Raw genomic sequence first — 14,434 nt, forward strand, 5'->3', positions numbered from 1 at the left:
TTTCATCCACTCCATTTCCGCTTGTCGGCGACGGATAGACCGCCGATATGCAATTGACAAGCTTGTCATCTAGTATTTGAACGATGGCGTATAGCTTTGTTGGAGAGGTGGACCATGGCGCGATTCTATGAGGCCCGGCGAATTGCCGCGACCATGCTGATCGGCTCCTTCGCCGTTGCGGCCGCCGCCGGAAATGAGGCGACCCGTCCGGTAGTGTCCACCACCCAGGGCCGCGCACGGGGCGTGGTCGAGGGCGACGTGGAGGCCTTTCGCGGACTGCCGTATGGTGCCCCCCCGACCGGAGCGCGCCGCTGGGCGCCGACTGAGCCCGCGGCACGGTGGGACGAGATTCGCGACGCCTCGTCGTTCGGTGCGAGATGCATGCAGGCGGTGGGACGCGGCTTCAAAAAGCCATCGCCGCTGCCGATGAGCGAGGACTGCCTGACCCTGAACGTCATGCGTCCCGTCAAGGGCTCGGGGAAGCTACCCGTGATGGTGTGGATCCATGGGGGCGGCATGGTGACGGGGACGGGCGCCGAGCCGTCCTTCAACGGACCGGCGATCCCCGAAAACGGCGTCGTGCTGGTGACGATCAACTACCGGCTGGGCCGCCTTGGCTTCTTCGCACATCCCGCCATCTCTCGTACCGCGCGCAAGCCTGTCGTTGCCAATTTCGCGATCCTCGACCAGATCGCTGCGCTGAAATGGGTCCGCGCGAACATTGCGGCCTTTGGGGGCGATCCGTCGAACGTCACGATCTTCGGTGAATCCGCAGGGGCGACATCCGTCGACACCCTGATGGCGTCGCCGCTCGCGCGCGGGCTCTTTCAGAAGGCCATCGCGTCCTCGGCCAACGCCCGCATGCCGGCGGTTGGTCTGGCAGAGGCTGAACGTCGTGACGCGGCAATGATTGAGGATCTGGGCATCCGGAATCCGGACGCGAAGGCGCTGCGCGCCATTCCCGCCGAGGAGTTGATGAAGCTGCCCCGCATCGACGCCATGGGCGGCGAGGCACCTGTCGTTGACGGCGTGGTACTCAAGGAGACAATCGTTTCCGCGTTCGCGGGCAGACGGGAGGTGAAGGTGCCATACCTGGTTGGATCGAACGACTACGAACTGCCCAGGCCCTATCAGACCCCGGACCTGGCGGGCCGCGTGCGTCCGACGCCTGACGACGCGGCGGCGTTGGCGGCGGCCTATGGGTCTAGAAAGGAGTTCGAGGATCGCGTCTACACCGACGCCATCTTCTCAGAGCCGGCGAGGACGCTCGGAAACGACCATGCTCGCCGAGCGCCCACATGGAGGTATCGGTTCGCAATACTATCCGCATCGGCGCCAGCGGCCTTCCCCGGCGCATCGCACGCCAGCGACGTCGGCTATGTGTTCCAGACGCTCGGCGAGATGCCCTGGCCGACGGCCGAGCGCGATCGTGGGCTTGCCCAGGACGTGACCTCATACTGGGTTTCGTTCGCGCGCACCGGCGATCCGAATGGCGAGGGTCGCGTGAAGTGGCCGAGCGCGCTTGGCGACCGCATTCTGACCTTTACCAATGACGGTCCGGTGGCTGGGGTCGATCCATGGGCGAGGCGCCTGGATATCCTGAGCACAAGCCAACGCACGGCAAACCCCGTTTTCGTCCTAGGTGCCGTGCCGCCATCCCGACCGGTTCCCGGCACCTCCGCGGAACTTTCGCCGCCCGAGGGTGTCAAGGGACCTCCATCGATCAAGCCGACAATCAGAGACCATCTCGCCGATCCCCGTGCGAAGGCGGTGCTCGATGACGAACTGCCTAGCCTTAGTTCGCACCCGACGCGGGCGCAATTTAAGAACAAGTCCCTGGAAGACCTTGCACTCCTCGCACCGCGGATGCTGACGCCGAACAGGCTCGCGAAGGTCTCGGCGGATCTGGCGAAACTGTCACCCTGACCCTACCGGCTCCCGTCTCCGGGCGGCGACAAGATTGACAATCCGACCGTACTGTCAACGCGAACTCTGATTGACAAGCTTGTCAACCGCGACCATTAACCGAGCGTGAGAGGCACGCAAAAAGGTCGTCATGGCATCGAATAACATTTCAAGACGCCAGGCGCTCACCGTCGCTGTGGGTATCGCCGCAGCGGCTGGTGCGGACGGCGTCTTCGCGGCCGCGCCACGACGACCGAACATCCTCTGGGTGGTGAGCGAGGACAATAATCCGTTCATCGGCTGCTACGGCGACAAGCTCGCACGCACGCCGACGATCGACGCGTTGGCGCAACACGGCATCCTCTACCGCAACGTCTATTCCAACGCTCCCGTCTGCGCACCGTCGCGCTTTGGCATTCTGACCGGCATCTATCCGGAGAGCTGCGCGCCAGCGAATCAGATGCGGGCGGTAGCGCAGTTCCCGCGCGAGTTCGCGACGTATCCGGAGATCATGCGCAAGGCCGGCTACTGGTGCACGAACAGCGCGAAGACCGACTACAACTGCTCGGTGGATCCGGCCGCCATTTGGGATGGGCAAGGCAAGGAGGCGCATTGGCGCAGCAGGCCCGACGACCGTCCGTTCATGGCGGTGTTCAACTACGGCGTGTCGCATGAGTCGCAGCTCATCGGCGTTACCGAGGGCGCGGTGCAGCCCGCGCAGGTCCGCATTCCGGGCTACCTCCCCGACACGCCGGGCATCCGCAGGGACTATGCGAGCTACTACAATTTGATCGAGAAGATGGACGGCCAGATTGCCGCCCGGCTCGCGGAGCTCGATGCGGACGGGCTCGCCGACGATACGATCGTCTTCTATTATTCCGACAATGGTGGCGTGCTGCCCCGCTCCAAGCGCTACTGCTACGACGAGGGGCATCGCTGCGCGATGGTCGTCCGCGTCCCAGACAAGTGGCGCCATCTGGCACCCGTCGGTCCAGGAAGCTCGATCGACACGCCCGTGAGCTTCATCGATCTCGCGCCCACCGTGCTTTCGATTGCGGGCCTGGCGGCCCCGGCGCAGATGCGAGGCCGGGCGTTTCTCGGTGACCGGATCCGGCCGCCGGTCGGGCTTTCATTCGGCATGCGCAATAGGATGGACGAGCGGATCGACTTCTGCCGCACTGTCACGGATGGCCGCTGGCGCTACATCCGCAACTACATGCCGCATCGGCCGTGGGCCCAGCATCAGGCCTTTGCATGGCAGCTCCGTTCCTACCAGGAATGGGACGCCACACATCGCGAGGGCAAGTTGAACCCGGCTCAGGCGCGCTTCTTCGGCCAGAAGCCCTACGAGGAGCTCTACGAGCTCGGTTCCGACCGGGATCAGCTGGTCAATCTGGTCGGCGACGGGTCGGCCGCAGCGGTGCTGCGCCGCATGCGGTCGGCGATTGACGAGCAGATGCTGTCGATCAACGACAACGGGTTCCTACCCGAAGGCATGGCTGGCGAAGGCTTCATCCCCAGCCGTGACCGGCGCGTCTATCCCTTACGGCGGGTCATGGCGCTCGCCTCCGCCGCAGCGCGTCGCGACCCCCGCAAGCTCGCGCTTCTGCGGGGGAACCTGACCAGCCCCATACCGGTACTCCGCTACTGGGCCGCGACCGGCCTGCTGATGCTCGGCGACAAGGCCGCTGCGGCGCGTGCCGAGCTACGTGCGCTTGCAAGCGGCGACCCGTCGCCGCATGTCCGCATCGCCGCCGCGGAGGCGGTAGCCGGGCTGGGAGATGGGGCGCTCGCGCTCTCGGTACTCGCGCCACTCGCACGTGATGCATCGTCTTGGCAGCTGCAGCTGCATGCCCTCAACGCGTTGACGTTCATGCCGTCCCAGCCCGCGATCCTGCCGCTGGCACGCGAGGTCGCGATCAGCGAGGTCCTCTACGTCCGCAGCGCTGCTCGCTATCTCGCAGCGACCCTCGACGGCTCCTTCACCCCCGCGATGCGAATCTTCGACCTGCAGCTGATGCTGAAGAAGATGAAGGAATCGGGCGGCGAAGCCTGAAATCCCCAAAGCTCGTTTCAAGAAAGGACCACGATGCGTACTCTTAACTCCCTCTTTGCGCTGGCTCTGCTGGCCGCTCCCCTCCATGCTTTTGCCCAGACTGCATCGGCATCCTCGCCGCCAACCGCTCCCGCTGCGCCGGCACCGGCGACGGAGGCAAAAATGACCCTCGACACGCCCCTAGAACAGATCGCTGCGGACCCCTCGGGAAAGGCCGTACTCGATAAGGATCTGCCCGGCCTGTCCGCACATCCGATGTGGGAATCGTTCAAGGGCATGAGTCTGAAGGAACTTCAGCCGATGTCTAACGGCAAGATACCGGTCGAGCGGCTGACGCTCGTCGCAAGCGACCTCGCAGCCATCAAGAAGTGAACTGAGGTCGCCGGGAGGCGCGGACCACTCGTCTGCGCTTCAACCGGCCATATTCCTTGGATAATCCATCGATGACGCTCACACCGCTCCGGATCGACGGCGACCATTCATAGACGGTCATGGTCGCCAGGTCATGCTAAGGGGCGTAAGCCTCGGTGGTGACCGCAGGCTGCTCTTCGTTAACGGCGAGACGTGGCGCGATGAAGACTTCTCTGGCCACCGTGACATTTCGTTCGTCGGCCGCCCCTTCCCGCTGGAGGAGGCGGTCACGCATTTCGGCCGCCTTCGTGATTGGAGCTTTAGCTGTCTACGGCTGTTGACCATCTGAGAAGCCGTCGAACATGCCGACCCAGGTGAATAAGACGAGGAGTATCTCATCCCCTCGCTGGATCAAGTCCGCACGAGGCTACATGACTGAACTAACAAGCTTATCAATCGCTCACTTGGAAGGCCGACCAGTACTCTCACGGACAACGACCTCAAGTCGCAAGGATCGCTCGACCTGCTCCTCCGGGTCGGCCTTGCCGCGTCTTGCGAGCAATATCTCGGCTGCGATCGCTCCCATCTGCTCGACCGGTTGCCGCACGGTGGTGAGGCCTGGCCAGGAGGTGGACGCGGAGGGGCTGTCGTCGAACCCCGCGATGGAAATTGCCCGAGGCACGGATATCCCCCGCCGCGAGGCGGCCGCCATTGCGCCGAGCGCCGTGGCGTCGTTGGCGCAGAACACAGCAGACGGTGGATCGCCGCCATCCAGCAATGCCGCCAACGCCCTTTCACCTCGTTGGTAGGTGAAATCTCCGGGAATCATGCGTGTATCCGCGACCGGAAGTCCGGCCTGCTTCATGGCATCGAGGAAGCCATCGCGGCGCAGAGCGCTGGCGCCCGCATTTGGGGGCCCGCCGATGAACGCGATGTCGCGATGCCCCAATTCGATCAGGTGGTTTACGATATCAAAGGCGCCGCGACCTTCATCGACATAGACTCGGCTGCCCCGATGCACCTCGAGCCGCGGGGCCACCCGGACGAACGGAACGCCAAGCTTCTCCAGCACTGTGATCGATTTCAGGTCGTCGCTGATCGGCGGCAGGAGGATCACGCCTTCGAGACGTGCCCGGCGCGTGACCTGACCGACTAGGGCGTCGATGCCTTCCTCTTCGGCATCAACCGGCTCGACGGCCAGCAAATAATCGCGCTCGCGGCACTTGCGGGCCGCGCCCAGCTGGAATCCGTTGACGTAGAAACCTAGCCTCGGATTGAAGAACAGGCCTATGAGGAATGAGCGATCACCGGCCATGCGGCGCGCGCCGACATTCGGCACATAATCCAACGCCTCGATGGACGCCCTCACGCGCGTCCTGACGTCGTCCCTGACGTTAGGCTCTCCGTTCATCACGCGTGAGACGGTCTTGATCGAAACCCCCGCATGTGCCGCGACATCGATGATGGTGACGCCCACGTTCCTTGTCCCCTCTCTAAGTCGGCCTGCTTCGTTCGGCACTTTGTGGTAGGCGCGCCTCGACTATCAAGCGCCGAACAGCAAGTCCCATCGGATGTAGGGGACCTTACGCCGGTCGGCGTCCAGCTTCTCCCGCGAATCCGGGAATAGGTCGTTGTAGCGATCGTAGCGGTTTGGACTCGACATCCACTGCGGCGGGAATTCTCCGGGCTTGGACCCGTCCTTGTTGCGCTTGACGACGCCCTCGTTGAACTTCTCGCTGTAGGGGATGACGTGCTGCCCGGTTCGGTTGGCCAACTGTTCGAACAACGCCTTGCGCAGCTCGATCTTGCGGTCGAGATACGCGGGATTGTTGATAAGATTGTTCATCTCGTTGGGATCCTTGTCGAGGTCGTATAGCTCCTCGGTGTCCCAGACCCCATAATACTGGATGTATTTCACCCGGTCGCGCTCGATCGCGAAGGTGGTGGGCGTCTCGGGGTAGTTCCATTCCCAATAGTATTCGTAGATGAAGTCGCCCGGCTTCCACTGCGACGGGGGTAGCTTGCCTTCAGCCAGGGGTAGGAAGCTCTTTCCCTCGAACTGCGATGGCTCAGGTACGCCGGCGATGTCGAGGACCGTCGGGGCGAGGTCGAGGTTGCGGATGAGGCCCGGGTTGGTCACGCCCTTCGGGAGAAGGCCGGGCGCATACATGACGAACGGCACCCGCACTGAGGGTTCGTAGGCGGTTCGCTTGTCGATCAGTCCGTGGTCGCCGAACTGGAACCCGTTGTCGCTCGTGAAGATGACAACCGTGTTCCGGTCGAGCTTGTTCTGTTTCAGGTAGGTGAGGATCCGGCCCAGACTGTCGTCGATCGGCGACAGCGTCGCGAAATATCGACGGATGTAGCTGGTCAGCGGCTCGTTGCCGTTGAACATGAAGTCGACGCCGTGCCAGCTGTTGCGCTGGTCCTTCACCCAACGCGGCTTACCCTGGTAGTTTTCGGGCGTGTCGGCCATGCTTGCCGGCAATGTGACGGGCAGGTTGTCATATTGGTGGAGATAGCGCTCCGGCGGCTTAGGGTCCGTGTGCACGCCCTTGTGTGACAGGTAGAGGAAGAAGGGCTTCGACTGATCGCGTCCCTTGGTCAGCCAGTCCATAGCGTAGTCGGTGAGTTCGTCGGTGATATAGCCTTGGCGGTTCACCTCGGTGCCGTCGACGTTCAGCCGGTTGAGCACGCCTTTCCTGAGGAGGTCCGGCGGAACGTAATCGTTCGGGAAATAGGTGCCCTGCCCCTTGAAACTGACCCACTTGTTGAAGCCGGGTCGTGGGTTATCGTTGTTCTGCCCCATGTGCCACTTGCCGAAAAAGGCCGTCTGATATCCGGCCTTCTGCAGATACTCGGGAAAAAAGGTGAGCCCGGCTTCCGAGGAGTTATTGTTATCCACGATGCCATGGTTCCGGGTCGTCTCGCCGGTCAGAATCGTCGCACGGCTCGGCGAGCAGAGCGATGAAGTCACGACCGCGTTCGGGAAGTAGACCCCATTCCGGGCCATGAAGTCGATGTTCGGCGTCTTGAGTCCGGGTGTGAGGAAGCCCATCGAATCGAAACGCAGGTCATCGACGAGCACGTAGATGACGTTGAACGGCTTGGATGGCGCGCGTGAGGGCTGCGATGGTGCCGCTCTCGCAGGCGCCGCGGGCAGTGCCGCAACCGTTTGAACCGAGACGATCGCCGCTAACGCTCCGGCTGCCGACATGAGCCTGAATCTGCGCGAAAACCTATTCATTGCTCTCTCCTGACGACGATCGACGGCCAGGCGACCGTCCGAGCTCATCCGATCCCAAGAAATGACAAGCTTGTCAATTGAAAGAATCTGTGCGAGTTGCCGCCACAATCGGAACAGCGGGCGGACAGTCCGCGCCAATTTTTGGGAGGATAGTATGATGAGTTCGGTTGTGAGTCCGCGCGCGCTGCGCTTCACGGCCTTGGCTGCGGCCAGCGGCCTGGCGTTGATGGCGAATGCGGCTTGGGCGCAAACGGCTTCGCCCTCGACAAATGCGAACTTAGTCACACCGGCGCCCGGAGATGGCGAGCAGGATAACACGGCGGCGGACATCATAGTCACGGCGCAGAAGCGCTCCGAGCGCCTCCTCGATGTCCCAGCTGCGGTCACTGCGGTCACCGCCGACATCCTGAGCAACCAACAGATCACGTCGGCGAACGCGCTCGACAAGGTCTCGTCCTCGCTGACCGTCCGTCAGGGCACTAGTCCAAATGCGAGCGACATACGCATCCGCGGCGTCGGCACGTCCGTCTTCAGCGCCGGTGTGGAGCCCTCCGTATCGTTCGTCATCGACGGTGTGGTCCAGGCGAGGCAGAATCAGGGCTTCGAGGACTTCTCGGACATCGAGCGTATCGAGGTTCTTCGCGGACCCCAGGGCACCCTGTTCGGCAAGAACGCCACCGCTGGTGTCATCAACATCGTCACCAAGCGACCGGGGGACAAGTTCGAGGGGAATGCGAGCTTCACCATCGCGGAGGAGAACGAGTACCGCGCCAAGGGATATGTGTCCGGCCCCATCGCTTCCGGCCTGAGCGCATCGCTGAGCGGTTTCTACAACAGCATTGGCGGCTTCATCAACGATACCACGCTGCGTCGCAACATCAACGGCTACAAAAGTTACGGAGGCCGGGCGAAGCTGGCTTGGGACCCCACGTCCAAGCTCAGCTTCCTGCTTTCCGGGTCGTATTCGAAGAACGATGCGGACTGCTGCTCACTAGTCTACATTCGCGCAGACAATCCCGATCTGCGCCGGCTGCTGGGAAGCACCGTCGCGGGACCCAATAATCGTTCGACACTGCAGAACAGGCCGTACGCGAGCAACACAACGCAGTGGCAGACGTCCCTTGAGGGCAATCTCGACCTTGGCGGCGTAACCGTGACGTCGATCACAGGCTACCAGGATTTCCGCAACTCGCAGGGTGGCGATATCGATGGGCTAAACACACCGACGCCGCTGTTTTTGACCGCCGCGATCGGCCAGTTCGACTTCAACGACGGCACGACCCACATCAAACAGTTCACACAGGAGTTGCGCGCGGCGTCCGACAAGTCCGGGCCGGTGACCTGGGTGGCCGGCGTGTTCTACTCCAACCTCGACCTCGACACGACGTTCTTCCGCCGCGTGGGCAGTTGCACGCCGGGTGGCGCGAACGGGGTCCTGATGGTGGGACAAGCCTGCAACGTCCCGACCTACCGCTCGACGGGACTGGTCGCGAACACGTCGACCACCAACATCGCCGCGTTCGGCCAGGCCGAGATCAAACTGATCGGTGGTCTGTCGGCCATCGGCGGCATCCGGGTCCAGCACGAGTTCAACAGCTACAGCGGCACCCGGACGTCTCCGCTGCTCGTCGGCGACCTGCTCCTGACCGCGCCGTCTTCCGGCAGCGGTTCGATCAAGGATGACGCGGTGACCGGCAAGGCCGGCCTTCAGTACAAATTTGGTCCTAACGCCCAAGCCTATGCGACATGGTCGCGTGGCTACAAGGGCGCGGCGTACGCCGTCCAGCTTGCCGCCAACTTCAGCCACCAGACTCCTGTTCAGCCCGAGACCGTCAGTGCGTGGGAGGTCGGCGGAAAGTTCCGGACGACAGACCGCAAGTTCGGGTTGGACACTGCCCTGTTCTACCAGCGCTACGCCAATCTGCAGGTCCAGGCGAACCGTTCGGACACCAGCGGGAATCCGCCGACTATCAACAACGTGCTGACCAATGCTGGCAGCGCGACGGTGAAGGGCGTGGAATTGGAAGCCGTCATCCGTCCCGTGCCGCAATTCACTGTCCGCGCCGGCGTGACGATCCTGCAGAGTAAGCTCAACGCCGATGGCCTGAACTGTCCGCTGCAATATCAAGCGGCTGCGCCCGTCATCACGGGAACTCCACCGGCCAACATCTGCTACCGCTTGTCCGCGGGCGGCGCGACGCAACAGAACCTGCGCGATGGACGGTTGCCCAATGCGCCCGACTACCGCATCAATGTGAGCGCGCGCTACGAGAGCGGCATCACCGGCACCGGCTTCAAGGTGTTCGGCCAGGCGGCGGTGTCATTCCAGAGCGACTACAACTTTGCCATCGAGCAAGATCCGAACCAGCTGCAGGACGGGTACACGATCGTCGATATGAGCGCGGGCATCGGAACCAAGGACGACAGATACAAGATGACCTTCTTCGTGAAGAACCTGTTTGACACACACTATCTCGGCTTTGTCGGAAATGCGGCCGTACTGACGACCGCAACCCTCTCGCCAAACAACCTGTACGGCATCGTTCCAAAGGACGCGAACCGCTACCTTGGCGCCAATTTCTCGGTCGCTTTCTGATAAGGAGAAGCTACAGGCAAGCGGCCCCGGCCGCTCGCCTGTAGCTACGTGGTTGCCGGGAAGATCGACCTACCTACCTGGGTGTTCAGTCCCGGCATCTGCTAGATCGGATTGAACCACCCCGGGTTTGCCGGAGGCTTCAACTCCTGAGAAGGTGGATCCTGTATGAGCAAGACAACGAGCAAGCTTGCGCCGGAAGTCCGTGAGCGGGCGGTACGGATGGTGCTCGATCACGAGTACGACTACCGTCCCGCTGGGGACGGTAACGTCGATCGCGGAGAAGATCGGCTGCGTTCCGTAAACGCTGCACGAGTGGGTGCAGAAGGCCGAGGTTGATAGCCACAAGCAGGCTGGCGTTTCGACCGACGTTGCCAACAAGGTGAAGGCGCTGGAGCGCGGGGTCCGCGAATTGCGGCAGACCAAGGAGATTCTACGCAAGCGTCGGCATATTTTGCTCAGGCGGCGCTCGACCGCCTGTTCCGGCGGTGATCTCGTTCATCGACGATCACCGCATGGCCGCGTAACTTAAACCATATGGCCTCCGATTGACCCGGCGCGGGTCAATCATCTAAATGACCTTTCGTCTAGATAGACGTTCTCTATCGATTCAACAGCAACGGCCGAGCGCGCGATCGCGATGCGATAGTCGCCCTTGCCGATCCTCCAAACGTTCGCCTTTACATCGTAGTGCGCGAGCAGTCGTGGATCGACCGACAGATTGATTGTCCGTGTTTCACCAGGCGCCAGCTCCAACCTCTCGAACGCCAGCAATCGCTGCATCGAATTTTTGTTATGTTCCAACAAATAGAGTTGAGGAACAACCGCACCGGCACGTCGGCCTGTATTGCTCACGGTCACGCGTGCGCTCACCGTCTTGCCACCCCGCGCCGCGAAATCGGAATAGGAGAAGGTCGTGTAGCTGAGGCCATAGCCGAATGAGTAGAGCGGCTTGAGGCCCTTGGCCGCATACCAGCGATAGCCAACATTGGCGCCTTCCGTCATCTCTACAGAAACCGGTGTATTCGGCGGCGATCCATAGCTCGGTATCTCCCGCCGCGGCAGTTGATCGGTTGAAACAGGAAAGCTGATCGGCAGCCGGCCGGACGGGTTAACCTTGCCAGTGAGGATATCCGCGATTGCTGACGCCCCTTGCTGGCCCGGGTACCAGGCGGCCAGAATCGCCTTCACCTTGTCGCGCCAGGGCATCGCAACCGGATTGCCGGTTTGAAGCACAACGATCGTGTTGGGATTCGCCGCGGCCGTGGCGGCGATAATGGCGTCCTGATTACCCGGCAATGAAAGGTCGGGAGAATCGAAACCCTCTGATTCATATTTGTTGACGAACACGATGGCGATATCGGCTCGCTTGGCGAGCGCGGCCGCGTCTTGCGGATAGACGCCGGGATCGAACTCGATGCTCGCCTGAGGAAGGGCCGCCTGAAGCGCTGCGAGGGGCGCGCCGGCAAACCAGCGCTCGATCCGCCACATACCCATCTGACCGGGACCGCCAACTGGAATCGATGCCCCCCAACCACCAGGCGGCAGACCTTGCGAGGATCCGCCGCCGGACAGGACGCCGACATGAGCGTTTCGGCCGATCACCGCCACCGACCGGACGGTCGAGGCAAGCGGCAGGACATCCCCATCGTTCTTGAGCAGCACGATCCCCTTTCGAGCGACCTCCCCTGCCAATGCGGCATGCGCGGCAAAATCGATCGGCGGGGCTTTTGCCTGACCAACGATTCCGACCGCCTTCATCGAGCGTAAAATGCGCCATACCATGTCCGACAGCCGCGCTCGCGAGAAGCTGCCGTCCGCAAGTTTCGCCCGGAGTGGAGCCTCAAACCAGACTTGCTTGTCGAGCTGCTCGCCGGACTGTTGATCCAGGCCCTTCATAGCGAAATCCGGTCCGGAAACCGCGCCCCAATCCGACATCACCCACCCTTTATAACCCCACTGATTCTTCAGCACGGCGTTAAGCAGATGATCGTTGCCGCACGCCTTTTCTCCGTTGATGAGATTATAGCCGCACATTATCGCGCCAGGCTTTCCCCGCTCAATCGCGATTTGGAAGGCGAGCAGATCGCTCTCGCGATGCGCACCGTCGTCGATCACCGCATTCCAGGTGTGACGATTTGTTTCGTTCGAATTGAGCGAGAAATGCTTGACTGTCGAAATGACGCCCGCCGCCTGCGCACCACGTACCTCTGCGCCACCCATCAGACCGGAAAGCAAAGGGTCTTCGGAAATGTACTCGAAATTCCGGCCGTTGCGAGGATCGCGAGCGAGGTTGATCCCACCGCCGAGCAGCACGTTAAATCCCTTGGCGCGAGCCTCGCTGCCCACCGCCTGACCCACCGCCTGGACCAGCCCAGGGTCGAATGTAGCGCCAATCGCGAGCCCTGCCGGAAATGCCGTCGCACTGTCTCCCTTGCGCACGCCGAACGGATTGGTGACGCCCAGACTGGCGTCGGTTTCGCGCAAGGCGGGTACCCCAAGTCGCGGAATCCCTCGGATATAACCGGCCGCGAGGATGACATCCTTGGGCCAGGTAGATGGATCCACGCTGCCAACGGGCAGCGCCATAAAGCCGTGAATGAGCGAGAAGCGCTCGTCATCCGTCATCCGCGCCTCTGTTTCGGTCGCCCAACGATCAGCGGCGACCTCCGCCGTCTCAATCGCTGCGGGTCGCTCTCGCGCGCCGGCGACGATGGATGTGCCACAGAGCAACAGCGCAACGACGATCTGCCTTACCCGCATAAATCCCCTCCTCGGACGATTGGCCAACGATGACCGTTCAAAAACCCTCTTCACGTCGGCGCTGATCTGGATATATGACAAGCTTGTCAATACTGCATAACTGAATTGTCGCGGAGAGGCCATGACATCGATTAACCGACGCAACCTGTTGGCCAGTGCCGTCGCAACTGCGGCAATCGGCTCTCTGCGTATGCCGGCACTCGCAGCGGGCCGACGCGCACCCAACTTCATCGTCATCCAATGCGACGACATGGGTTATGGCGACTGGGGTGCGGCGGCGCGGGGCGCGATCCGCACGCCAAACCTGGAACGCATGGCTCGCGAGGGCACCACGCTCACCGATTTCTACGCCGGGGCCAACATCTGCACGCCCTCGCGCGCGGCGATGCTCACCGGCCGCTATGCGGTGCGCACCGGGCTTGGTTATGGCGTAATCCTGGCCAACGACAAACGCGTGCTCCCGCCCAGTGAAGTCACCATCGCAAAGGCGCTTTCCTCGCGCTATGGGACGGCGCTGATCGGCAAATGGCATCTCGGCCATACGGGCCCTGACTGGTTGCCGACACAGCACGGTTTCGATTATTATTACGGCATTCCCTACAGCCATGACATGAAGCCGCTGGCGATCTATGAGACGCGGCGCGGAGATTCCGCCCCGCCCTCGCCTCGCCCTGCGGAGATCGCGCAGCTCCAACAGCAATTCTGCGAAAAGGCGCTGGAGTTCATCTCGGCCAACCACGAGCGACCCTTTTTCCTGGACCTGGCCCTGAGCGCTCCACACCTCCCCTCGATTCCGAGCGCGGCTTTTCGGGGGAAGTCGGCGGCGGGCGCGTATGGAGATGTCGTGCAGGAAATCGACTCCATCGTCGGTCGTATTTTGCGGCGGCTGTCCGACCTCGGCATCGCGCGCGAAACGCTGGTGATCTTCACGTCCGACAACGGTCCCTGGTTCGAGGGCGCCACGGGTGGGCTGCGTCAGAGAAAAGGCGGCGGCGGATATGAGGGCGCCTATCGGGTGCCGGCGATCGCCTGGCAACCAGGCAGCGTGCCGGCCGGCCGGCGCAGCGATGCGATCGGCATGAGCATCGATTTCCTGCCCACTTTCTGCGCAATGGCGGGCATTGCGCCACCCGCCGGAGTAACGTTGGACGGTCGCGACTTGTCCGCCACGCTTTTGCGTGGCGCCCCGAGTCCCCACGAGGAACTGCTTTTGTTCAACGACGAGGACGTGGTGGCGGTGCGGACCCAGCGCTGGAAACTGGTCGCAGCGGACTATTATCGAAATTACTTCATGGATCTGCCATCGCGCGGCTATCCGCAACTTTACGATATGCAGGCCGACCGCACGGAGAGCTACAGCGTCGCCGACCGACACCCGGATGTCACTGCCGACCTCACCGCGCGTCTCGCCCGAGCGCGGCAAACATTCGCGCCCTTCCGCACCCACTCATCGACAATCATTGGAGCGCCCGTGATCGAGCAGCACACGGAGAAGCCAGCCGACTGATCGGTGGCGATC

The 14,434-nt window shown here is 62.4% G+C and carries 8 protein-coding genes, 1 pseudogene and 1 other annotated feature; of the genes and pseudogenes, 6 read left to right on the forward strand and 3 right to left on the reverse strand.

The genetic code is table 11. The features are described from left to right. Positions 1–114 precede the first annotated feature (114 nt). The 3 genes from OO12_RS10910 to OO12_RS29115 all read left to right on the forward strand — a co-directional run bounded on the left by OO12_RS10910 (position 115) and on the right by OO12_RS29115 (position 4,333). On the forward strand, positions 115–1,926 hold the full coding sequence (locus OO12_RS10910; protein WP_052215751.1) for a carboxylesterase/lipase family protein: 1,812 nt from the start codon (positions 115–117) through the stop codon (positions 1,924–1,926). A 130-nt stretch (positions 1,927–2,056) separates the two neighbouring features. Next, positions 2,057–3,961: a sulfatase-like hydrolase/transferase gene (locus OO12_RS10915; protein ID WP_034158702.1), complete on the forward strand. Its 1,905-nt coding sequence runs from the start codon at positions 2,057–2,059 to the stop codon at positions 3,959–3,961. A 162-nt stretch (positions 3,962–4,123) separates the two neighbouring features. After that, a complete protein-coding gene (locus tag OO12_RS29115) occupies positions 4,124–4,333 on the forward strand; it encodes a hypothetical protein (protein ID WP_235364751.1) in 210 nt (69 codons plus the stop codon). 439 nt (positions 4,334–4,772) lie between these two features. Here the strand turns inward: OO12_RS29115 and OO12_RS10930 are convergent, their stop codons facing one another. Next, positions 4,773–5,789 (reverse strand): LacI family DNA-binding transcriptional regulator, encoded by a 1,017-nt coding sequence (locus tag OO12_RS10930; protein ID WP_034158705.1) that lies wholly within the window; start codon positions 5,787–5,789, stop codon positions 4,773–4,775. Positions 5,790–5,855: 66 nt separating this feature from the next. Next, the gene (locus OO12_RS10935; protein ID WP_052215752.1) at positions 5,856–7,529 is read right to left on the reverse strand and encodes a sulfatase family protein; all 1,674 of its coding nucleotides are present in this window, start codon (positions 7,527–7,529) and stop codon (positions 5,856–5,858) included. Between the two features lie 187 nt (positions 7,530–7,716). Between OO12_RS10935 and OO12_RS10940 the strand changes: the two genes are divergently transcribed. Beyond that, a complete protein-coding gene (locus OO12_RS10940; protein WP_034158749.1) occupies positions 7,717–10,155 on the forward strand; it encodes a TonB-dependent receptor in 2,439 nt (812 codons plus the stop codon). A gap of 165 nt (positions 10,156–10,320) precedes the next feature. Continuing rightward, positions 10,321–10,667: pseudogene (locus OO12_RS29120) on the forward strand (transposase); the annotation flags it as partial. After that, positions 10,599–10,674 (forward strand) — a sequence feature (AL1L pseudoknot). Its footprint overlaps the pseudogene before it by 69 nt. 45 nt (positions 10,675–10,719) lie before the next feature. Here the strand turns inward: OO12_RS29120 and OO12_RS10950 are convergent. Next, positions 10,720–13,152 (reverse strand): beta-glucosidase family protein, encoded by a 2,433-nt coding sequence (locus OO12_RS10950; protein WP_235364752.1) that lies wholly within the window; start codon positions 13,150–13,152, stop codon positions 10,720–10,722. 13 nt (positions 13,153–13,165) lie between these two features. On the opposite strand from OO12_RS10950, the gene OO12_RS10955 reads away from it, so the two are divergent. Then, positions 13,166–14,422, forward strand: coding sequence for a sulfatase family protein (locus OO12_RS10955; RefSeq protein WP_235364755.1), 1,257 nt, complete (start codon positions 13,166–13,168; stop codon positions 14,420–14,422). Positions 14,423–14,434: the final 12 nt, after the last annotated feature.

Source organism: Sphingomonas sp. ERG5 (assembly GCF_000803065.1).
In the GTDB taxonomy this organism is placed as follows: domain Bacteria; phylum Pseudomonadota; class Alphaproteobacteria; order Sphingomonadales; family Sphingomonadaceae; genus Sphingomonas.

Coding starts and splice junctions, on each gene's coding strand:
- OO12_RS10915 (WP_034158702.1), top strand. CDS start 2,057: ATGGCATCGAATAACATTTCAAGACGCCAGGCGCTCACCGTCGCTGTG.
- OO12_RS10940 (WP_034158749.1), top strand. CDS start 7,717: ATGAGTTCGGTTGTGAGTCCGCGCGCGCTGCGCTTCACGGCCTTGGCT.
- OO12_RS10910 (WP_052215751.1), top strand. CDS start 115: ATGGCGCGATTCTATGAGGCCCGGCGAATTGCCGCGACCATGCTGATC.
- OO12_RS10955 (WP_235364755.1), top strand. CDS start 13,166: ATGGGTTATGGCGACTGGGGTGCGGCGGCGCGGGGCGCGATCCGCACG.
- OO12_RS29115 (WP_235364751.1), top strand. CDS start 4,124: ATGACCCTCGACACGCCCCTAGAACAGATCGCTGCGGACCCCTCGGGA.
- OO12_RS10950 (WP_235364752.1), bottom strand. CDS start 13,152: ATGACGATGAAGTTGGGTGCGCGTCGGCCCGCTGCGAGTGCCGGCATA.
- OO12_RS10935 (WP_052215752.1), bottom strand. CDS start 7,529: ATGTCGGCAGCCGGAGCGTTAGCGGCGATCGTCTCGGTTCAAACGGTT.